Genomic DNA, 20,751 nt, shown 5'->3' with positions numbered 1-20,751 from the left:
CTCTTCTCTTTGGCAAGCCTTCTCATCTCTTCTTCTAAGCTCGCTAAGCAAATCATCTTCTCTTGCTCTAGCAGTCTCTTCTCTTTGGCAAGCCTTCTCATCTCTTCTTTTAAGCTCGTCAAGTAAGTCATTTTCTCTTGCTCTAGCCTTACTAAGTTCCTCTCTAGCCTCTTTAAGCTCCCCCCGTAGGGAATCTTCTCTTGCTCTAGCATCCTCTTCTCTTTGGCTAGCTTTACTAAGCTCTTCTTTTAGCGTATTGACTATATTTTCATCTAACTCTTGTTTTATTGATCTTTTTAAGTTCTCTTCTCTTTCTATTATTTTTTTTTCAAATTCTCCTTTTAAGTTTCTTCTTGCTTTTTCTTCTACGTTTCTTTGCATTGATTCGTGAAGTGCTGCAAATAAAGCAATATTTTGTTTATCTTTCTGCTGTATTTTCTCTTCATGTTTTTCTATAATCTCTCTTACTGGCTTCATTTGCTCATCAATATCTTTTATAATCTTTTCCCTTTCGTATTTGCTATAAAGCTTTTGACACAAATAGCAGATAATATTCTCTGGAATAAGGCGTTTGCCTTGATAAGTAATAAAACAATTTAATTTGGTTATTTTTCCGGCTAGATTTGGGGGATTAGTTTTATAGTTATATTCATTTTTTAGAATCTCGAATACTTCGTTTGTTTTATATAGTTTTATGTTTTGAATTTCTATCATTATTAGCCTCTCCTTTTTGAATTTATTTCATATTTATTAATAAAAATAAATTCAATATTTATAAAATAAATATTATATATATTACTTTATAAAGTATATATTATTTTTATTATAAACATTAAATTTAATTTATAAAAGTATTTTTAAGCATTTTGATGAAAATAAAGTTTGTAATAAATAAATAAAATACATTTTATTATTGATTTTTGCATTATTTGATCTAATCTTTATAGGAAATGAATTTTGAATTTCATCAAATCATTAATAGACCTTGAAAAACAGAACAGGGAGCTTCATTTTTGTTTATCTCCTATCGTTTTTAGCAGAAATGACGCTTCATGTTTATCATTAAGGCTTTGGAGGGTTATTTGATTGAATAGTGCTAGAAAAAGAGTAGGTATTATTGGAAGCATAACTGGGGTATTGCTAGTTGCAATATCAGGGCTTGGGACATACGCTAAGTATGCTTTTGAAGGGTTATTAGCAGAGTTTAGAAGAGAGATAGTAAAAGAAGTTAGGGGGGTTTCTTTCCTAGATGAAGATATGACTAGTATTAAGGGGAAGTTAGAGTCTTTTAGTGTAAAGCTGTCTGAGTTAGATCAGGAGATGACTGGTCTTAAGAGAAGAATTGAGGCTGAATTTGAGTCTTTAAAAAAAGAAGTACTTAGTTTTGTTACAAAGCTGCAAATGACAATCAATGCAGAGTTAGTTGATATTTTAGCAAAGCGAGAATAAGTTACTTCTTCTTTTTAAAGAAGAAATTGTAGCTTCAAAGAATTTATTAATAGTAAAAAGAGGGAGAGGTATGAAGTGTAAGTTAGCTAGTCTTTACAGGGCAGCATATAAATTTTTTTATAAACTGCTAAAGGAATATTTTGTAAAAAAGTATAGGTCAGAAATGCTAGAGGGAGCATGTAGGGGAGTAGCAGAAAGAGCAGTTGAGTGCAAGAGAATAGTTGAGAGTGCAAAACATAGGCTTGTATTGCCCCTGCAGCATAGTTTTAGTGATAACAATCCAGTTATTGCAAAGTATGGATGCTACTTTTTGTGCATCTTGTTTGTAGGGCTAGTTGTAAAAGAAATTAAGGATAAGGTTGAGAAGTGTTTTGATAAGTTTGAAGTCGATCTTTTATATAAAAGTTTTGCTAATGCTGGTGGGCTGGGGCTTAGGGAGCAAAATTCTTATGTAGAGGATCCAGGTCTAATTTTAGCAAGTCTTGGTCTTGATGAGCATCTTTGCTACAGGAGTAAACATTACGAGGTCTCTTATGAGGTAGAAGAGAGTGATCTAGTTATAGGGCAGTACAAAGACAAAGAGAGTGATATGTATCATTTTGTTGTTCTAGGAGATTCTTTGGGTGAGGTTGTATGGGACTCGCTTGGTAGATCTAGAGCAGTAGAGGTTGGCGTGTTGTCAAGTCTTCGTGTATTTAGAATTCTTGATAAGAGTCTTGTTTTGGGAGTAAGAGAAAGGCTTGCTTTTTACAAGAATGAGTTTAGGGGGCTAAGGGCAGAATTAGCATGAAGTAAAGTTAATTCTTAAAAAATAAAAAAGGAGATTTTAATTTATGAGTGTTATAAGAGATGTGGGAAAGATACTTGATGCAGCTATAGCACAAGAGGGTTTAGCAAGTCAGCTTGGAGGAAATGCAGATGTTGTAAGGCAAGGGCTTGTGCTAACAAATGCTGTTCTTAGCTATATCGCTTTAATTAAGGAAGAGATTGTAAGAGCAAATGAGGCTAGTGCAGCTAAGAAACGCATTTTTTCCAAATTAGAGAAAGTTAGGAAAATAATACATAAGGCAGGTAGTTTTGCTGAAGATGACTGGGAAGGATATGAGGAGTACATCAGAAAGCGAGCAGAATCAGCAAGAGAGGCACTAAAGAGTATAAGAGAGGGGGAGTAGGTATGCTTATCAATAAAGACAGATTCTTCTTATACTTGAGAGGTACAAGCATATCTTTATTGCTTTTCTTGTTATTCTCTTGTGCTAGCATTGCAAGTCTAGCTGATCCTACAGCATTGCTTAACAGAAATGAAGTTGTAAGTTTGAGGAAAGATGAGGCTGTTTTGTATGATTATTGCCTTTACCTCTACTCTTGGCTTATTGATGCTAGTAAATATATTTCCGCACACTATCCTTTTAAGGAGACAGTTCAATTTGAAGAGTTTGATGCTAGCTATACTTTTGGATCTGGGAAGTCTGGTATTTCTAACAGAATTAAGTATTTTAAGCGATACATAGACAAAAACAGACCCATAGCATTATCACTATACCACAAATACTCTGGTTTAGTTCGGGAGTCAAGATAGGTGTTTTACCAAGAAGAAGAGAGAGTAGAGGATAGTATTTTTGATAATGGAAGTGAAGATACTCTGTCTTTGGCTTCTAGCAAAGAAGAAGAAGATAAAGAAAAGGAGGATCAGGAAGAAGAGGGCAGTAGTCAAGCTATGCCAGAGGATGCTGTTCTAGTTGGTGGAGTATCTAGGGAAGAAGCAGAAGCAGAAGAAGAAGAGAGAGAAGATGATTTTGAGGCTAGTTGTGCTAGTGAGCTTGATATAATCCTTTTTACTGATGAGGGTCAAATATTTGACCTTACGCCCTATACTGATATTGCAAGTGTAACTCTAGAGCGAAAAATAGTAGATCCAACTCTTAAGACAGCATCAAGTGTGTTTAGGTTTACATCCTATGGCTTATCAGGAGAATTTTTAAATTTTTTGTTCTTCAGAAAAGATGATGTTTTTGTGGAAGTGCATGAAGGCAGGAAGCCCTTGTTTAAAGGTATTCTAGAAAAATTTTTTACAAGAGAAGTTTTGGATCTTAGTAAGGGCATAAGTTTTACTGTAAATGATTACTCTAGCTTACTGCGGTTTTCTTTCCAAAGGCCTGTTCAGTTTCCAGTTGCATATCTTCCAGACTGGCTTTATGTTTACAATCCCTTCATTAAGGATCAATCAGTGCTGCATTTGATTTTAGAGCATACTAAGCTTGCTGATCTAGTTGATGAGGAGGCATCTGAGGCTATTCTTGATCGAGTGCCTGCTGTAATCATTGATGAAGGGGAAGAAGTTGAGACTATTATATCTGCTCTTCTTTATGAATTTGGATATGCATATACTTTCACAGGGGCAGGCAAATTAGTAGTACTTCCTATATGGAAATCTGAGGTAGTAAAGCAAGAGATAGAGATTTGCAATATTGATTCTGGAAGCTATGTCTTGTCCAAAAGTAGTGCTAGTAGCTATGATTCAAATAGAATTATATGGAGAGAGGGCAAGTTTCAAAGTAAAGAAGAGGGAATAAGTAAAAGGAGACCTCTTTACTCTGCCCCAATAAGTGTTGCAGGATCAGGTGGGAGCTTGTATGTTGCTGTGCTGCAAAAGGGAGTTGTATATCCAGATTTTGCTGATAAGGTTGGTAATTTTGTATTCCAAGAGTATGACCCTAGTTGGTTTGATACTGCCTATAAATGGGATTTTACACGCCGCGAGGTGTGGCACAATAAGTATGCTATAAATGAAAACTTGGCAATAATTTGGACAAGTAATCTTGAGGCAAGATTTAACGCTGATTCTAGTATAAGGCTAGTTCATGAGGAGTACTATCCAACTAAAGCTAGAATCTGGTTTCAAAATACTTCAAGTAGCCAAGGCTCAAGATACATATATTACTTTGATATTTACGGAGACGTGTTTTACACAACAGTGAAAAATGTATTACAAACAGATAATGCATCCTCTTATTACGCAAAAAGAGCGGAGTATGCTACAAGATTCATTTTTGATGCAAACTCTGCAGTAAGGCTTTTTGATTTTCTAACTAACTTAAGGGTTAAAGGTCATACGATAGTAAATTTTAGGTCATCTCAAGAGCTAGAACTTACTGATTTTGTTCGACTTAGAATAGAGGAAGAAGAGCTAGAACACTTTTTCTTGATCTTATCAAAAAAAATATCTCGGTTTGATATGCAAAGAAGATTTTTTGAATATGAGGCCTTAACCTGGGGGGATTACTCTCACTATGATTATATCACAACTTCAGCACACATAGGTCTTCTAGATAGGACCACATCTATTTATGAGGTAATAGTTGCTCCTTTTAATTATGAAGCAGAAGAAGAAGTTGCAGAGCAAGAGCAACATGCTAAAGAACAGCGTGAGGTGCCTCATTTTAGAGCAACAGGATTTAAAGATGAGGACATACTGAGTCAAGCAATGCAGTTTGGAAAGGAAGTTGGGGTTAATAGGATTAGGCTGCTAGCTGGTGATTTTTATATTTATGCACCTCTAGTTGTTAACAATTTTGAGCTTAGAGGGAAAGAGAGTGTCTTTTTTAGAAGTGCTGGCTTTTCTAAGAATATGTTTTACTCAGACAAATCTTTTAAGATGTCTGGATTTTCTATATGCCAGACTGCTAAGAGTGTTCTTTTTATCTCAGCAGGCCGCATTAGTGAGCAAGAGAAGCCACTAGAAGAGTATTTTAGCAATCTCAGGTTTGCAGCAAACACAACGCTTAGACTTTGCTCAGTATATGGGACTCAAGAAGAGAAGCGTGCCTCTATTTATTCGTTAGGTGCGTCATTTGTGTATCTTAAAGATATGCGGTTTAGTTGTAATCTTGGAGCTGCTTTGCAGACAGAAAAGGTAGAAAAAATTTTACTTGAAAATGTTAAGTTTAGTGATACTTCGCGTGCCCTAGACATTAAAGGAGTTAGCAATATTAATATTATAAATATTTTTGTTCTAAAAAATAGAAAACCTTCACTCTTGTCTGGAAGTAACGCCTTACTTAGAGGCGGCGAGTTTAAGGAGAATAGGGATGCTATAAGGCTAGAAGGATTTTCTAGTGTAAGAGTTGAGGGAGTAGAGTTTAGTAGTAATCTTGGGGTTGCTTTGCATCTTGTTGATGTTTTGCAAGCAAAGCTTTTAGGCAACACTTTTACTGAAAATGAAGTAGGGCTTTCTAGCATGACTCAAGATTTTCTTATAAGAGATATATTTAGGCAAAACAAGACAGCTCTAGTTAAGGCTAGGCGAAGTAGTGTTGCAGCATCTAGTCTTAGGTTTCTTGATGCTAGCATCTACTCTTCAAATGCCACAGATATAAAAGAAGAGGAGGTAGCATAATTGGGTATAAGTGATGAGGACTATAAAGAGATAAAGCAGAGGCTGCAAGCTGAGAATGTCAAGTTTCAGTTTGGCGTTGGGAATTCTGCTGATGCTGAGTCTTATATTGGTCGACCAGGGGAGGCTATTTATGTAGCAGACAAGGAAGCTTTTGCTGTTTGTAATGGAAAATCAAGCCAGGGACGAATATATTATCCTGTATCTAGGGGGGGAGAGCCTAAGGTAGAGGACAATATAGAAGGATATCTTGCACATTTAGTTGAGACAGCACTTGATAATACATATCCTGCTTTTCTAACTGCTGCTTTTGCTAAAGAAGGATCTACTCTTACAAGAAGCAGACTCATAGATGCTTTTGAAGACACTGGTAAGTTTTGCTTGCCAGATGGAAGAAGCCTACCTTCTAGTTGCTATGTAAGACGAAGGTTTGGGATAAGCTATGCACCAGATCTAGCTGGAAGATTTTTGAGGCATTATGATAGAAATGGATCTGTTGATTCAAATAGAAGCATTGGATCAACTCAAGAAGACCAGTTTCAAGACCACATTCATCACTTTAGGGAAGATGAGTATGCTTTTAATTTTACTGGCTGGCTTGTTGAGAAGTATTATACGCTAAGTCGGTCTGGAGATTGGACAAGAGGTAACCTGAGGTTTGTATATAACATGACTCTTTCTGAAAAGATCTGGAGGTATGACTTTCCAGATAAGACAGGGCATGTTAGAGAGAGGGGAGGTGTTAGAGTTGGGGAAGAGACAAGGCCTAAAAATTTAGTATATGTTTGCTTTTACAGGTACGACTTTTAGTGAAAAGAGAGGCTTTGGTGTAATGGGAATAAGTAATAGTGATTTTAAAGATATTAAGCGTAGGCTTGAGGCCGAGCGTATTTGTGTGCAGTTTGCTTGCGGCAGTCAGGCGGAGGCTAACGCATACACTGGTGATCTTGGGGAACCTATTTATATAGAGGACAAAGAAGTCTTTTCCGTGTGTGATAAAAAGAGCACAAAAGAAAGATGTCAGTATCCTGTTAGTAGAGAAGAACCTATTCTTGAGGATGATCTAGACGCACACTTAAAACACATGCTTGAGTTTTTCATCAAAAAAACTCCTATTGGTGCACTAACACTAGAGTTTGCTAGCCAAGGCTCAAGGCTAAATAATGCCAGACTTATCTCTGCATTTAATGACACTGGTAAGTTTTGCTTGCCAGATGGAAGAAGCCTTCCTTCTGGGTGCTATGCAAGACGCATTCTAGGAATAAGTAATGCACCAGATTTAGCTGGAAGATTCTTGCGGCATTATGGCCCCCTAAATTACAACACTCTTGGGTCAACTCAGGAAGACCAGTTTAGAGACCATAACCATGAAGTTGACCGGAATGACTATAAATTTTCTGGCCAAGGCAAGCTAATAGAATCTTACGGTAATCTTGCAAGAGAGAGTAGTTGGTATTGGAGGGAGGGAAGATACAAGTTTGTTGTTAATCTAGAAACAGGAAGCCTTATTTCAATACTTTCATTGCCATATGATACAGGAAAGTGCACGGGTTACTCTACTAGATATGGAAGTGAGACAAGGCCTAAAAATTTAGCATATGTCTGCTTTTATAGGTATGACCTGTAAAGCAAAGGAGAAGCGTATTAGTAACGATTTTAATTATAAGGAAAGACTAAAAGAATTAATTAAAGATCATTTCCCTCCTCTAGAGGGAGCAGCAGACACAAAAGAAGCACTTCTATATTCGTTTTTTGCTCGTATGCTAGAGTTTGCAAATAGTAATGTCTTAGCAACAAGCCTTCACGCATATAGAATGTTTTTTGCAACTCTTGGCATGAGTGATGTTGAGGATTTGATACTAGATATTATTAATAAAGAAAAGTTAGTGCTGCAGTCTGACTATTGCACTACTAGCTCTACTAGTAGCTCTTCCTACACAGAAGAAGAGATAAAAGAACTTCTTAGTAAAGGAGAGGATGAGTGATAGAGTTTAAGAGGCTGCCTGTTTATTACCAGGCTTACAAAAGAAAGCCAGAAGCTAGTATTTACATCTACTATTCAAGTAGAGGGACGGGCAAAACATATGATATTGCAACAGTAAATCTTGAGAGAAAGTTTAGTGCTTCTGGTGGAGATACGCTAGCTATAAGAAAGAAGAAAAACAAAACTTTAGAATCAATTCACAAGGAGATACTAGAACTACTAGACCGTTACTCGCTAAGACGAAGGTTTACTATTAGTAAGGCTAGGATACAAACAAAAGATTTAGTTTTTGGCAAAAAGCGTGCTTTTGTGTTTGAAGGAGGACATGATACGACTGACCTTAAATCATACGCACACTTTAAGGACTTGTGGATAGAGGAAGCAAATCAGTTTAGCGATAAGGATATTGAAAAATTACTGCCTACTCTAAGAGAGAGAGGCTGTAGGGTATACATGTCTAGTAATCCTGTACCACGTTCACACTGGCTTTACAAGCGTTACATAGCAAACCAAGAAGACCCTTCCTTATGCGTAATCCGCTCAACTTATAAGGATAACCCGTTTTTAAATGGGGGCAATATCAAGTCATGGCTTGCTCAGCAAAGACTTGCATATCATGGCAATGACATTGGATATAGAATTGAGGTACTAGGAGAAGAATTTGATTTTCAAACAGCAAGACTTATTAAGGATTTCTCAACTTGTGATGCGTCTTTCCTGCAAAGAGCAACAGGTAGTTTCTACACTGGGGTTCATGTTAGGGGAAATAGAATTGTTTTTCTTGAAGTACTTCTAGGAAGGCTGCTCTATCTTCCAATAACAGTTGTTACTAATGCAGCAAGCAAAGTTTTACTTACAAGACAAGACTATGCAAGTCAGGCAGATCAGTTTAGAGGTACTTTTGTTCTTCCAAGTAGTAGAGCTGAGCTTCAGTATGCATTCTCAAAACTAGGTAGAGGTGCATTACTTGCTAGGGCTAGAAATCTTTACGCATTATCAGACTACCTGCTTCCTAGTAATTTGTATGTTCTTAAGGACCAGCAAACAGAAGATGTGATTACTGAATTTAGCAATACTGAATATTATTATGATGAGACTTCTTTAAGTCAAGATGTAGGCTCAACAAATCTTGTGATGCAGCAAGACCTTGAGTATATCCCAGCTTTTCTAAATGTAGTCTCCCTTTTTGCCTAAAAGAGAAGAGAAGGAGATATTTTTGTGTTTAGGCTCAAATTTTTAGAGAAAAAGAAGAAGAGTAACGCTAGGTTTTCTATGTTTCCTCTAAGCAGTGCTACGGAGGAGAGTGCAGATTCGCTAAGGCTTTTTGAGCAGGTAGCAGAAATTTATGCTGGATTTGCAGCATCAAGAGACATTTATAACAACAAGGGAGATGGTCTAGATGTTTTATTTAACAAGAACTTTAGAGCAGTAATTAAGCACATGGTATATAAGGCAATACTATCAGGTGAGAGTTTTTTTCATATAATTATTGCTGATTCAGATGATGCTAGTAAACCATTGCGGGATGACTTTTCTGTGCTAACTCAAGAATTTGGCCAAGTATGGTGTGCTTTTGATAGTAAGCGTGAAGATATTCATCCTACAAGAGTAGTAAAGATGAGCTCCTCTTTTCTAAATTTTGATTCTTTAAGAAAGAGTAGCAAAATAATGAGTGAGCTTTTAGCAGAAACTGTGTGTTTCCTGCGAGTTAATAATTTTACTTTTCTAAAATCAGCCACACTTCCATCTGTAAAAGATATGACTGCACATGATTTAGCTGAAATTAAGCGAAATGTTGATGGGGCTCTTGATGCTGCTTCTCATAAGATGATGATCCTAGGGAGAGAAGATGATGTTTCTAACGTAGTTAGATCTGTTAGTCCATTGCGGGATGCCTTTGAGATTATCGTATCAGATATAACACTTCACTCAGGAATACCTAAAGAAATCTTGTATCCAGTATCGCCTGCAGGGGATGCAAGTATTAGTAATTATGACATATTCTATCTAAACATTGATCAGATATCAAGATTAATGGTAGCTCCCTTTATCAATCAAGTACTAGATAAATGTCATCTAGAGTCAAATTGGAGCTTTAAAGCACTAAAGCCAGTTAGTCAGAAGGAGCAAGCAGACATTGATGAGAAACATGCCCGCACTCTAGGAGCATACCTAGACCTACTGGAGAAAGCCAAGTCTTTAGGTAATAGTAACCTCTTTTCTGAGATTGAAAAACAATTTGCTGCCTATATAGCAAATGAGTAGTAGGGAGGGTGTTATGAATTAGAGTAAAATTATTTTTATGTAGCTAATAAACTTAACAAAAGGAGATTTAGATGCAAACACAAGAGCAAGAAACTAATGATGAGCTAGATGCATCAAGTAGCAAGGAATTTAGCCAAGCTATTCCTAAAGAAAAGGGAAGAGAGCCTGCAGGTAATACAAGCTCTGGACTTGCTGTCCCCTCTTCTTTTCAAAAAGACAACACCATTACAATTCCACAAGAGGAGTACAAGAGGCTAAAGGAAGCTTACAGGAAACTTCCTGATATTATGCCACGTGAGGAGATTGATAGGCGAGTTGAGCTTGAAAGAAATTCACTAACTAAGGCTCGTATGCAAGCAGAAGCTGATGCATTCAGAGATTCACAAAAGCTATCTGAGCTTGAGAAGAAATGTCAAGATTACTATATCCCCTCCACTATAAAGGAGGCAACTAGTGTAAAGGAAGCAAAACTAGCTTTTCTTGAAGCTATGAAGAGGAAATATAGTGTTTCTAAATTTAGAGTTGATGAAGCGGGAGACCTTGACTCTCAGATTGAAAACCTATGCCTTCTTGTACAAGAGCTTACAGCATACAAGCAAATGGTTAATACTAGACAAAGAGAGGTTGGAGTTGGAAAAATTATTAACAATACAAAAGCACAAAAACTTAAAGTTAGATTGGGGGTAAGTGATGCCTGATTTTGATTTTACAAAAGTAGAGAAAAGATTTGTACCAGGGGGAGAGCTAAAAGCTGGAATTAGTCAAACAGAAACAGCCATAGTTGATATTAGCTCTGCAGTTATTAAAGCAGGGGAGGCGGTTTTAGCAACGGGTAAGTCTACTCTAGCAGGAGACGTGTTAGTAAAAGCTGCTTTAGGAGCTGGAGCTAACTTGAGTGTTCGTGGATTTGCTCTTCTTAAGGCAGATATAAGCTCATATGAGAGTTCTGATTACTATCCAGGAAGTATGATTCCAGTAAGAAGATTTGGTGAGGTTGTAGTAAAGCTTGATACTAGCTTTGCTGATCCTAAGATAGGAGATTATGTTTTTCTGAAGCAGGAAAAGCTAGTAAAGGAAGGCAAAGGTGGGATTCAGGTTGGAAGGATTAAAGACATTGATCTTAGGGACAAGAAGCTAGTTTTACTAGATATCCAAATTGGGCCTGAGTATGAGGCTAACGGAGGGCGTAAGTTTGCGTAAAAAGCAGCGTGCATGAAAATAGAATAAAAAGAAAATAAATATCAAGCAATAGGAGTAAGACTATGAGTCGAAGTATTTTCACAGAAGCAAGTGGTGCATATAGTGGGGATATATTACAACTTGCAAAAGAAGGTCTTGAGGAACTTGTTCCTTACAAAATCATAAACAGAAGTGAGCTTAGGCAGGGGTATTACGTTGCAAGAAAAGCGGTTCTTAAGCATAATGTAACAGCAAGTTTTGGTGATCATAGCAATGAGATAGGAAGAAGTAGCATCTCTTTTCAAGAGGTAGCATACAAGATGCACGTGTTTGATACTGTGCAGCGTATCTCGCTAAAAGACCTAATGTATGGCTCTATTACAGAAGATGAAGTGAAGGCTAATCTTGAGCTTGGCCTTATGAAGGATGCATATCATTCAGTAATTTTTGGCAAGCCTGAGATTAACATGCAAGGCATTGCAACTCTTACAGGCAGAACTGTCATGCAAGTAAATTCTGTAACAAGTGGGTATACACTGCATGATAGTGTTGTACTAGCAAAGCGTGAATCTGAAAAACATAAGGAGAAACTAGATGGATTCTATCACCTGCTGCTCCCGCATGATTTGTCGCATCTCCTAGCTGATCTATACAGTGAACCCCAATACATCAAGATCAAAAAATCGCTAGAAGATGATCATAATATTGCAACCTCCGTTTTTAAAGGACTTAGAAATCCTGTGCTGTATGAACCTAATCCAGAGGTCATGTTTGTCCCAATGATACCAGAAATTTTCTTCAGAAGATTCTCAGGTGCTGAGGGTGAATATATTCATGCATCAATGGAATCAGCAGGTGTAATTCATTTTGAACCAAAAGAAGTAGTTGAGATACAAATCAATAATAGACTTTAAGTGACAATTTGGGTTAAGAAGAGAAATGAATAGTAAAGGTAGCAATCTAAAAGATAGCAATGCCAATAATTGGATTAAAGTTTGGGTAAAAAACACTGCTATTGGTTACTTGAAAAGTGAATGCATTAGGGATGGGGAAATAGAGATCCCTGAAGCACTTTGTGTAAGTCTAGTTGAAGCAGTAAGATATGCTGCCTCTATTTTAGATCTGTATAGGATAGAAAAAGACAGCTCTTCATACAAAAATTGGATGTTAATCTTGCTAGATATTGTTTATGAGGAAGTATTTAATCCAAGATGTGCAAAGAGGCAAGAAAAGAGGGATTGCAGACTAGGAAGAACAATTAGCCAGCTTGATTTTTTGTTTCAAAGAGTTGATTCATCTCCCTTCTTACAAATATGCAGAAAATATAGGAAAGAGGGGGTGTGGCGATAGATGAAGGGCGATACGCAAATTTATTTAAGGCTTAATGAAGCAATAAAAGAGAGAGCAGTTTTGGCCCTAAAGGCCAGCCTAGATGATAAGCTAGTCTCTCTTATTAGTAATCTTCCAGGACGGCTTAAAGAGCAGGCAAGAATTAAGATCAGCAAGCAAAAAGACAGGTTGACCTTAACGCTTAGCATGTCAAGTTCACTAGCAGGCCTGCTAGATTCAGGCGAGGCTTACAAAAAAGAGAAGCCACCTAGTCTATTTGCAATAAAGCGTTGGGCAGCCTATAGGGGTATAGAGGGGAAAGCTTTGCCCATATGGCTTTCTTTAAAAAAAAGGGGGCCTAGAAGGCGATATACAAACTGGATCAAGCAAGACTTAGTAGAAAAAATTAAAGGACTAATCAAGTGAGCAGCAGTTTTATAAAGCGTTATATAGAGGCAATTAAGGAAGGACTGGTTAGTTACTTGGCATTTAACAAGTTTGCAACAACTAAGGTTTACTACAAGTCTGAGCTTTTTACTTGCACTAGCTTGTCTTTCCCCGTTGTGGTATTTACCCTAGAGAGCAAGGGTGAGGTTGTAAGTAAATGTAGAGCTTTCTCTTTAAGCATAACCCTAGATTTTACAATAATTACTGATTGTAGTAGCTGTTCAACCCAAGGGCTAACTCTTGCTTTGCTTGTAACTAAATTTTTGGCAAAAAATTATTTCTTATCAGATTTTAGCATAAATGATTCATCTGTGGCTGGTGAGGAGGAGGCTGAAATGATTACTAAGCTTAGATGTGCTATAGCAGATCGAATTGATAGTTGTGACCTAAATTTTTTGTGCTAAAGGAGGCTTTTTAGTAAAATGGCAGAAGAAAAATTGAAAATACCCTCAGGAGCAGTGCTTGTGGCAGTTAATATTGACAAGTTCAAATGGTGTTATAAGGGGAGTGACATCAAGAATGGAGGAGAGGTTAATGGGGATGATCCTCGTGATTTGGTTGTAAAGGACTTGCCCTTATCTCAAAAAAAACCTACCAAGTGGAAGTCAATCAAAGAGTGCGTGTTTAGAGTCAAAAAGTTAGCATCCTCTTCAAAACTAACCTCAACATATAACCTAAAAGAAGGAGGAGTACTTTACTATGAGCAAAAGGCATTCCTAGATAGCCTAAAGAATGCACTTGATGTTGCTGATGAGATAGAAATGCTTCTTGCAAGAACTTACTGCCTTGGCTACTCGTATAATGTTGCCTCAACTAAAGCAACAGAAACACTAAAGACAACATGTGGATCAATCTCATCCATAGGTAAGCAGCCAGAGCATACGGTTGAATTTTCAGGATATTCAGTAAGAGAGACAAGTGAGAATAAGGAAGAGCTTCTAGAGACCTACATCGAGCGTTCACATTTTCAGACATTTGATGTTGTAAAGGAAAATGGTACAACCTACAAGCTAGGCAAGCTAGAGAAGCCTAAAAATTATGAGTTTATAGTGTTTTTGGTAAACCAGATACAAAGTAAAGATCAGAGGACCAAGTTCATAGTTGCTGAAGGACAGATAGCAACCTTCAATCCGGCACAAGATTTGTCAAATCAAAAAATTGACCTTAAATGCCAGGTAACCCTATCTAAACCTTTAGTATCTCTCTCTTACGACTATATAGAGGGGGCTGTGTTTTTTGAAATTTAGTTTAGAAAAAGAAAAAAGGAGGGAGGAGTGACAATAAATATTAATTTAGAAGGCAAGATGCAAATTCCTTATATACCAGGATATGTGAGAAACAGTAGTTCTAAAGAGGAAAAGGACCTAGAAGAGCAAAATAGGGCATACATCGTTCTTGACAAGATTAATTATGGCTTTATTGAAAAACTTAAAGCAAATCAAGTTACTATTGCTTACCTTGTAAGGGGAGGGGATAAAGGAGAGCAGGAAGCTAGCATGTTAGCAAAATCAGTAATGGCTCAGCTAAAGCAAGCTAGGGAAATTTTAGAAGAAAATGTTGTTGGATTTGTTAATCTTTTTGATCAGACAGGCAGACCTGTTACAAAAGAAATGTTAGAACAAGATGCCATATTCAAATTTGATGTGGTTGAGAATATATCAATAGAGCTTGCAAATTTTCTAACAGCATTAAAAGCAGAGGGTGTATCAAAAAAGTTGAGCTTGCACTCCACTACATTGCAAAAAAAGATTACTACGACCAACTCATGAAACACGCAGAGAAAATGAATTCCGAGTTTATTAAAGACATGAAGCAAGAATTTGACTGGATTAGTAAAAATTACAATGCCATCTCTTACTTGGTAAGCCAAGCCTTAGTTGCAAGAAATACGTCTAGTTTGCCTGCTAAGGGAGGACTTTTTGATCAAAATTACTGGTTTGTTTTAGTGCTAAATCAACTTAACATTTACCTTAAAAAGCTTGAGTATGAGAGTTTAGGATAATGAAAATTGAGGATATAGTAATTCCTATATCAATCGCTACTGGTAACCAGGAGAAGCTAGCCTCTCTAGCTGAAGCTATAAAAGAGATGGGGGAGCAACAGTTTGACAACCTTGAGCGTCTTGCAGATACTCTTTCTCAAGTAGAGGGTACAAGCGATACTGTTGCTGCAACCACTGCTGCTTTAGTAGATGCGGCTAGCAGGGCAAGTCAAAATTTTAGCAAACTATCAGAATCTGTCCGAAACATTACTAATAATAACTCTGGGGTAAAGGGGCTAGGAGATGCTATAAAAAATGTTGGCAAGAATTTAGTTGATGTAAAGGGATTTGCAGTAAAGGTAGGTGATTCACTAGGAAAGGTTATAGAAAATATAGCCCCACTCTCATTAGCACTTAAGCTTACAGAAAGCATAGGGTCTGCTATAACTGCTGGATTTTCTAGCTCAATAGATGCACTAAAAAATTTTAATGCCGAAGTCGGCTCTTATTCCGAACTTCTTTCAGATGAAAAGTTAGGTAAAGCCTTAGCAGAGGATATGAGAGAGCTTGGAGATAATACTCTTTTTACAAGAGAAGCTATATCTAATGCTGCAAAAACTTTGCTTTCATATGGAGCAACCTCAGATGAGACTAGAGAGCGGATGAACATGTTTGCTGAAGTTGCTGGTGGATCTAGTCAAGGGTTAGAAAAACTTGCTGAGGTGTATGCTAAGACTGAATCTAGTAATAGGGTAGCACTTGAAGATCTTGAGGCATTGCGTGATATGGGAATAGATATCTCAGATATACTAGCTAGTGAAGCAGGTGTTAGTGGCGATGCCTTGTTTAAGATGGCTAGTCAAGGCAAAATTGGATTTAAGGATTTAAGTGCAGCTCTTAACAAGGCTACTAAAGAAGGGGCTAAATTTTACAAGAACACGGCACGTGAGGCTAAAACACTAGAGGAGGCTCAAGCACAAACAGCTAAGATGGGTGAAAATCTTTTCCTTTCTTTAGGACAAGCACTAGAGCCTCTGCTGATGAGTTTTGAGAAGGTAAAGCAACTCTTACTAGTAGGCCTGCTTGCTCCTGTTACAAAAATAGTTGCAGGAGTAGTAACTCTTCTTACTAAGCTAACTGAGGTTGCAAGCTTCATAACAGGTGAGTTTGTCAAAGCATTCAAATCTGCCTTTGATCCAATCTTTACTCTCTTTGCAAAGGTGGCAGAGCTTGCAGGAAATCTATGGGGCACGCTAACTAAATTTTTAGGGTTTAGCAAAAAAGAACTTAAAGAGGCAGAGGCAGCAGGGACAGAAGAACCAGCTAGGCTAAAAAAATATGATCCAACAGCCATCACTGATTATGATAAGCAGATGATGCAAGACTATGAGGACTTGCAAAAACAAATATTTAAGTTGCGAAGAGAAGCGGAGCTTAAGCCATATCATGAGCAACTAAAAGCTGCCGCTAAAATAGAGGCATTAATTAACGCTAAAAATAAAGAATTTATAGCTAAATATAGTTCAAGTTTTGACAGGTTAAGTGAGGAAAATCAAAAGACTTTAGCTGGTGTAGAAAAAACTGTAAGTGATTTTGCTAAAGCTAATCATGATTTTGTAGCAGCTCACAAGACTCTAAAGGAAGAATTAGCAGAAAAAGAGCGAGAAATACTAACTCTTCCCTATCGCGAACAGGAAAAGGCTAGTCGTAAGTTAGCAGAAGAGGTTAATAGCAGAAATAAGGAGTTTCTTGCAAGATACAGCAAAAATTTTGCAAGCCTAAATGAATCTAGTAGACAAGTTGTTGTTGCAATGGAGCGTGAAGTAAATGAGTTTGAAAAGACTGCTCTAGATAGATCATTTGCTGCCTCATACAAGGAATTACAAGACAAGATAACCTCCATTAGGTATAGCCTTGCACTTCTACCAGAAGATGCACACTCAAGAGCTAGTGCTAAAATGCAGGCTCATGTGTCTAGCATGTATAAGGAGTTTGTTGATTCTCATAAAGATGAGTTTGAAAAGCTTAATGATAGTAATAGAAGTGCATTACTAAGTGCTGCTACAGAGGCAAGAAAGGCTACAAAAGGATGGCTTGACTCCTTGCTTTCCCTCCTAAATAACCTTGCAGGCTCTATTAACAATGTGCTAAACCAAGATTTGGGGAAAAGCTTTGCTCAAAGTGGTGCAAAGGGAGCAGATGCATTAGTAGAATCAACTATTAATACATCCCGCCAAATGCTATCAAGTCTTGGAGTCTGGGGTGGACTAGCAGCAGCAGTGCTTGATTTTACTATAGGTATCTTTAAAGGTATTGAGGCCAATGCAATAGAAGAGATTGAAAAGAAGCGTGATAAGGATCTTGAAAGACTAGCTAAGCAGAGTGAGGTTGATCTTGCAAGACTAGAAGAAGGGTTTGACCGCGAAATAAATATGCGAAAAGAAAAGCTAAGCAAGCTTGATGAGCAGTATAACAAGGAAATTGATTTTATAAAACAAGCTCAAGCTAAGGGGCAAATATCTGGTGAAGAGTTTCAAAAAAGACTTCAGGAAGTTCAGGCTGAGTATAGTAGTAGAAAGGAGACAGCAAAAGAAGAGCTTGCAAAGCAAGAGACTTCTAAGAAGGTTGAGATTGAAAGGGAGAAAAAGCTTGGCAAGCTAGAGGAAGAAAGAATTAAGGCCCAGGCAGAACTTGATAAGGTCAATGCTTCTTGGTGGAGCATTAGCAAGAAAGAAAATATAGCTAATGCTAGAAAGATTTTAGAAGAAATACTAAGGCGAATATCGACTGTTAAAGCAGCAGGAAGCTTAGAGGAGATAAAACTAGCAAGAAAGGGGGCTTTCTTTAAAACCAGTAGCCCTACCTATATTCCACAAGCAGGGCTTCTTGCAAGTGAGATGGGGCAGCCTGAACTAGTAAGAGTAACCCCAGCACCAATTGAGGAGAACCTAAGACTTAATGAGGCTGCTCTTATAGCAAAAGAGATTACAAGATTGCAAAGGCTAGAAAATAAGAAAGAAAACAGTAAGGTAATAATTAACAATTACAATTTTACAGGAGATGTGCTAGATGCAGAAAAACTTGTAAGAATGCTAAAGGAGAAGGAGCATTCTCTAGGATTTAGAATGCAGGAATAATGTACTAAATTACTGACTAAAACTATTGACTTTTTTTAAAAAATATTATATAATTAACAAAATATTAAGAAACATAATTTATTATGATTGCTCAATTCACAAAGATCTACCCTTTAACCTTAGTTAAGGGGCAGCTCTTCCCTTTTTATATTTAGCTATAAACTTAATAAATAAATGCAGTCTTAATAAAAATGGAGGGGAAGTATTTCTAAGATGTTTTGACTAAAATTCTTATTTTCATGCTTGTCTTTTCATGCCAAGAAGAAGAATTGTGCTTGAAAAAAGAGCTTGGCTTTTTTGACAAAGAGAAAATATAGAGTAGAGACTTTGCAAGAGAATCTAGTCTATATTCTTTCTTAAACGATTCATGTATTTGATTTTTCAATAATGTTTTTAACTTAAAAGCGTTTGGTTAGTAGTTTTTAGCCTAGTTAGATATTATTTAGCATGCAGTAAGTATCGTTTTTGTAAAGTATAGATTAACTGGCTATGGGTTAAAGAAATTTAGGCTCTAGAGGATATATGCTTTACCTAGATATACTTGCATTGCTAAGTTTATTTCTGCCTGTATTAGTATTATTTCTTCTATATTGCACTTATTATAAAAGCAGCAGTGAAGCAGAACGAGTAAGTATGCTAGCTGAATCTAAGGCAGAAGAGTTGCTAGATATTGTTGTTTGTAAGATAAAACTTATAAAAAGAGAAGAGATCTCTTCTAGGTATAAAGATGATGCTTCTTTTACTATCGGTTTTTTTGATGAAAATTATAGAATAAACATAAGAGAGAGAATAATTGCACCCCTTATTTGCAAGCTAAAGGGTGCAATAGAAGCAGTTTATAACGCCTTTTGGAAGTTACTAGATACTGGATATGATAGTCCTGTTGTTGATGATGCACTTTTCAAACTAAGCCAGGCGTTAAACATAATACTTTTTGCAAATAACATACTAGATGATATATCTAGCCTAGATCTAGAGGAGAGTGACCTTAAAAAGAAAATATATGAATTTGTAATTAAAAATTTAGGTCCGAACTTTGTTTTTGAAGACTACTTTGCAAGTAGTAGCAATATTGCTAGCATTCATGTCCTTATATATAACTTTGAAAGTATCTTATTATCTAATTTCATGCTTATCTACGCTCTCTTGCTAAGTAAAGAAGCTTGGGATGCTTTGTATGCGGTAAATCCAGAAGAAAATATAGCTTCTATTTCCTCTCTTACTAATGCAGCAGCATTCTTAACAATAGCAGTTGGACAGATTAAGGATTTAGCAAAAGAGATATTAGATTTAAAAAGAAAAAAAGATAGCTTCATTTAGAGTAAGAATAGCAACAACAACAAAATATCAGCAATTTGTATACTAAAACGCTAATATAGCAGTACTACTTAAGATATGGAGAGGATTGCTATGAATAACAATAAGATAGTTATATCAGTGATAGCTATAGCAGCTGTTTTTATTTGCTGTATTTACTTGTGTGGTGTTTTAGTTATTAAGCTTATTAGTCTAATTTTTGGCAAAGATATTCTATACAGCACTAAGGGTAGTAGAGGTGAGGAGAATGAGGATATCTCTAATTTTAGATATAAGGAAAAGAAAGATCAGGAGAGAAGGGCTAGTGATGAGGCTAGAGATATAGAGAGGGCAATAGATAAGGCTTTTATGCAAAGCAGAATATCAAGAAAAGCGGAGAATAATAGGCAGCAGGCATTAAGTAAAGAAGAAAGGGAAGCAAAGAAGAATAACAGTAAAGAATAATATAAGTAGAAAGATAAGCAATAAGCTTCTAATTAGTAATTCTTGATCTAGACTTATTTTTGGTATGGAGAGGATAATATTTTCAAGTGTTTTAGTAAAGCCATTCTTATTTCTTTTGTAAGGCCCTTGTAGCCCAAATACACGTTTTAATTTTGTTTGTAAAGTTAAGGCAATGAGTAGTAAGAAAAGCACCAAAACAAGTGGGTTAACGCTAGAGGAAGAAAAAGAAGCAATTAAGAAGACCCTAAAGAATGTGATTTATAAGGATCCAGACGATTGCATAGTGTTTAAGATTGCAAAAGCCATATATAAGCAAGAATTTAGTATACAAGGTAAAGAAGTTACTAAAGTTGACCTAGATCAAATACTAGAAGAATCAATTATATTTGCTCTAAGGTTATTTTTTATAGCCTACATTGAAGGTAATGAGCCATTCAAGTCGATTTTGGAAGAAAATACTATATATAAATCTTTTATATCTTTAAGGCATTGCCTTTATGCTAAGGTTTTAAGAAAAGAGGAAGGGTATAGCAAACTAATAACAATTTTTGATACCTTTGATAAAGGAAATATCGGTCTACTAAATTTTCCTGTATCAAGTGGTGGCTTGTTTTCAAAAGAAAAGCTTAAAGCTAATAAAACCAGGTGGTAATTTGACTTACCTTGTGCCTTTTACCCTTTGGAATGGGTATAGCTCTACAGCATTAAGAAAGCATATATTTAGTAATTACAAAATTAACTATATTTATCAGTTTGAAAACAAAAAAAGATTTAAGGATGTGCATTCTAGTTTCAAGTTTGCTATATTTCAGCTTAGTAATACTAA

The 20,751-nt window shown here is 36.5% G+C and carries 24 protein-coding genes and 1 pseudogene; 24 read left to right on the top strand and 1 reads right to left on the bottom strand.

The annotated features are described in order from the left end of the window. The coding region (locus F0310_RS05945) for a coiled-coil domain-containing protein (protein WP_182117835.1) at positions 1 to 714 on the bottom strand (714 nt) is incomplete at its 3' end. A gap of 372 nt (positions 715 to 1,086) precedes the next feature. Between F0310_RS05945 and F0310_RS04815 the strand changes: the two genes are divergently transcribed. From F0310_RS04815 to F0310_RS05940, 24 genes and pseudogenes are all read left to right on the top strand, one after another. Continuing rightward, a complete protein-coding gene (locus tag F0310_RS04815; RefSeq protein ID WP_182117834.1) occupies positions 1,087 to 1,449 on the top strand; it encodes a hypothetical protein in 363 nt (120 codons plus the stop codon). A 70-nt stretch (positions 1,450 to 1,519) separates the two neighbouring features. Then, positions 1,520 to 2,239, top strand: a complete 720-nt coding sequence (locus F0310_RS04810) for a DUF261 family protein (RefSeq protein ID WP_182117833.1) — start codon at positions 1,520 to 1,522, stop codon at positions 2,237 to 2,239. Positions 2,240 to 2,282: 43 nt separating this feature from the next. Then, positions 2,283 to 2,621, top strand: a complete 339-nt coding sequence (locus F0310_RS04805) for a hypothetical protein (protein WP_182117832.1) — start codon at positions 2,283 to 2,285, stop codon at positions 2,619 to 2,621. 2 nt (positions 2,622 to 2,623) lie between these two features. Further along, on the top strand, positions 2,624 to 3,028 hold the full coding sequence (locus F0310_RS04800) for a BBA14 family lipoprotein (RefSeq protein WP_182117831.1): 405 nt from the start codon (positions 2,624 to 2,626) through the stop codon (positions 3,026 to 3,028). After that, on the top strand, positions 3,029 to 5,845 hold the full coding sequence (locus F0310_RS04795; RefSeq protein ID WP_232535973.1) for a right-handed parallel beta-helix repeat-containing protein: 2,817 nt from the start codon (positions 3,029 to 3,031) through the stop codon (positions 5,843 to 5,845). Beyond that, a complete protein-coding gene (locus F0310_RS04790) occupies positions 5,846 to 6,652 on the top strand; it encodes a hypothetical protein (RefSeq protein ID WP_182117830.1) in 807 nt (268 codons plus the stop codon). After that, positions 6,624 to 7,469: a hypothetical protein gene (locus F0310_RS04785; RefSeq protein ID WP_182117829.1), complete on the top strand. Its 846-nt coding sequence runs from the start codon at positions 6,624 to 6,626 to the stop codon at positions 7,467 to 7,469. Before F0310_RS04790 ends, F0310_RS04785 begins: the two co-directional genes overlap by 29 nt. Next, a complete protein-coding gene (locus tag F0310_RS04780; protein WP_182117828.1) occupies positions 7,459 to 7,827 on the top strand; it encodes a hypothetical protein in 369 nt (122 codons plus the stop codon). The genes F0310_RS04785 and F0310_RS04780 overlap by 11 nt, the downstream gene beginning before the upstream one ends. Beyond that, positions 7,824 to 9,020 (top strand): PBSX family phage terminase large subunit, encoded by a 1,197-nt coding sequence (locus F0310_RS04775; protein ID WP_232535972.1) that lies wholly within the window; start codon positions 7,824 to 7,826, stop codon positions 9,018 to 9,020. The genes F0310_RS04780 and F0310_RS04775 overlap by 4 nt, the downstream gene beginning before the upstream one ends. A gap of 24 nt (positions 9,021 to 9,044) precedes the next feature. After that, positions 9,045 to 10,091 carry an anti-CBASS protein Acb1 family protein gene (locus tag F0310_RS04770; protein WP_182117827.1) on the top strand — a complete coding sequence of 349 codons (1,047 nt, stop codon included), beginning with the start codon at positions 9,045 to 9,047 and terminating at the stop codon, positions 10,089 to 10,091. A 71-nt stretch (positions 10,092 to 10,162) separates the two neighbouring features. Continuing rightward, positions 10,163 to 10,789 (top strand): terminase, encoded by a 627-nt coding sequence (locus tag F0310_RS04765; RefSeq protein WP_232535971.1) that lies wholly within the window; start codon positions 10,163 to 10,165, stop codon positions 10,787 to 10,789. Next, on the top strand, positions 10,782 to 11,291 hold the full coding sequence (locus tag F0310_RS04760; protein ID WP_182117826.1) for a gp53 minor capsid family protein: 510 nt from the start codon (positions 10,782 to 10,784) through the stop codon (positions 11,289 to 11,291). Before F0310_RS04765 ends, F0310_RS04760 begins: the two co-directional genes overlap by 8 nt. A gap of 62 nt (positions 11,292 to 11,353) precedes the next feature. Further along, complete coding sequence (locus F0310_RS04755) at positions 11,354 to 12,184, top strand: hypothetical protein (protein ID WP_182117825.1); 831 nt, start codon at positions 11,354 to 11,356, stop codon at positions 12,182 to 12,184. 25 nt (positions 12,185 to 12,209) lie between these two features. Next, a complete protein-coding gene (locus tag F0310_RS04750; protein ID WP_182117824.1) occupies positions 12,210 to 12,620 on the top strand; it encodes a hypothetical protein in 411 nt (136 codons plus the stop codon). Continuing rightward, positions 12,621 to 13,025 (top strand): hypothetical protein, encoded by a 405-nt coding sequence (locus F0310_RS04745; RefSeq protein WP_182117823.1) that lies wholly within the window; start codon positions 12,621 to 12,623, stop codon positions 13,023 to 13,025. Further along, positions 13,022 to 13,450 (top strand): hypothetical protein, encoded by a 429-nt coding sequence (locus F0310_RS04740; protein ID WP_182117822.1) that lies wholly within the window; start codon positions 13,022 to 13,024, stop codon positions 13,448 to 13,450. Before F0310_RS04745 ends, F0310_RS04740 begins: the two co-directional genes overlap by 4 nt. Before the next feature lie 18 nt (positions 13,451 to 13,468). Continuing rightward, positions 13,469 to 14,293 carry a hypothetical protein gene (locus tag F0310_RS04735; protein WP_182117821.1) on the top strand — a complete coding sequence of 275 codons (825 nt, stop codon included), beginning with the start codon at positions 13,469 to 13,471 and terminating at the stop codon, positions 14,291 to 14,293. Between the two features lie 27 nt (positions 14,294 to 14,320). Beyond that, entirely contained in the window at positions 14,321 to 14,815 is a 495-nt protein-coding gene (locus F0310_RS04730; RefSeq protein ID WP_182117820.1) for a hypothetical protein, read from the top strand. Next, positions 14,812 to 15,048 (top strand): hypothetical protein, encoded by a 237-nt coding sequence (locus tag F0310_RS04725; RefSeq protein WP_232535970.1) that lies wholly within the window; start codon positions 14,812 to 14,814, stop codon positions 15,046 to 15,048. Before F0310_RS04730 ends, F0310_RS04725 begins: the two co-directional genes overlap by 4 nt. After that, on the top strand, positions 15,048 to 18,164 hold the full coding sequence (locus F0310_RS04720; RefSeq protein ID WP_182117819.1) for a tape measure protein: 3,117 nt from the start codon (positions 15,048 to 15,050) through the stop codon (positions 18,162 to 18,164). The genes F0310_RS04725 and F0310_RS04720 overlap by 1 nt, the downstream gene beginning before the upstream one ends. Positions 18,165 to 18,686: 522 nt before the next feature. Next, positions 18,687 to 19,484: a hypothetical protein gene (locus F0310_RS04715; RefSeq protein ID WP_182117818.1), complete on the top strand. Its 798-nt coding sequence runs from the start codon at positions 18,687 to 18,689 to the stop codon at positions 19,482 to 19,484. 90 nt (positions 19,485 to 19,574) lie between these two features. Beyond that, positions 19,575 to 19,925: a hypothetical protein gene (locus F0310_RS04710; protein WP_182117817.1), complete on the top strand. Its 351-nt coding sequence runs from the start codon at positions 19,575 to 19,577 to the stop codon at positions 19,923 to 19,925. A gap of 172 nt (positions 19,926 to 20,097) precedes the next feature. After that, the gene (locus tag F0310_RS04705) at positions 20,098 to 20,577 is read left to right on the top strand and encodes a hypothetical protein (protein ID WP_182117816.1); all 480 of its coding nucleotides are present in this window, start codon (positions 20,098 to 20,100) and stop codon (positions 20,575 to 20,577) included. After that, positions 20,549 to 20,751: pseudogene (locus F0310_RS05940) on the top strand (hypothetical protein); the annotation flags it as partial. The gene F0310_RS04705 and the pseudogene F0310_RS05940, both read left to right, overlap by 29 nt.

Origin of the sequence: Borrelia sp. A-FGy1, assembly GCF_014084025.1 — a bacterium.
In the GTDB taxonomy this organism is placed as follows: Bacteria; Spirochaetota; Spirochaetia; order Borreliales; family Borreliaceae; genus Borrelia.
This window is presented reverse-complemented; position numbering and strand designations above follow the sequence as displayed.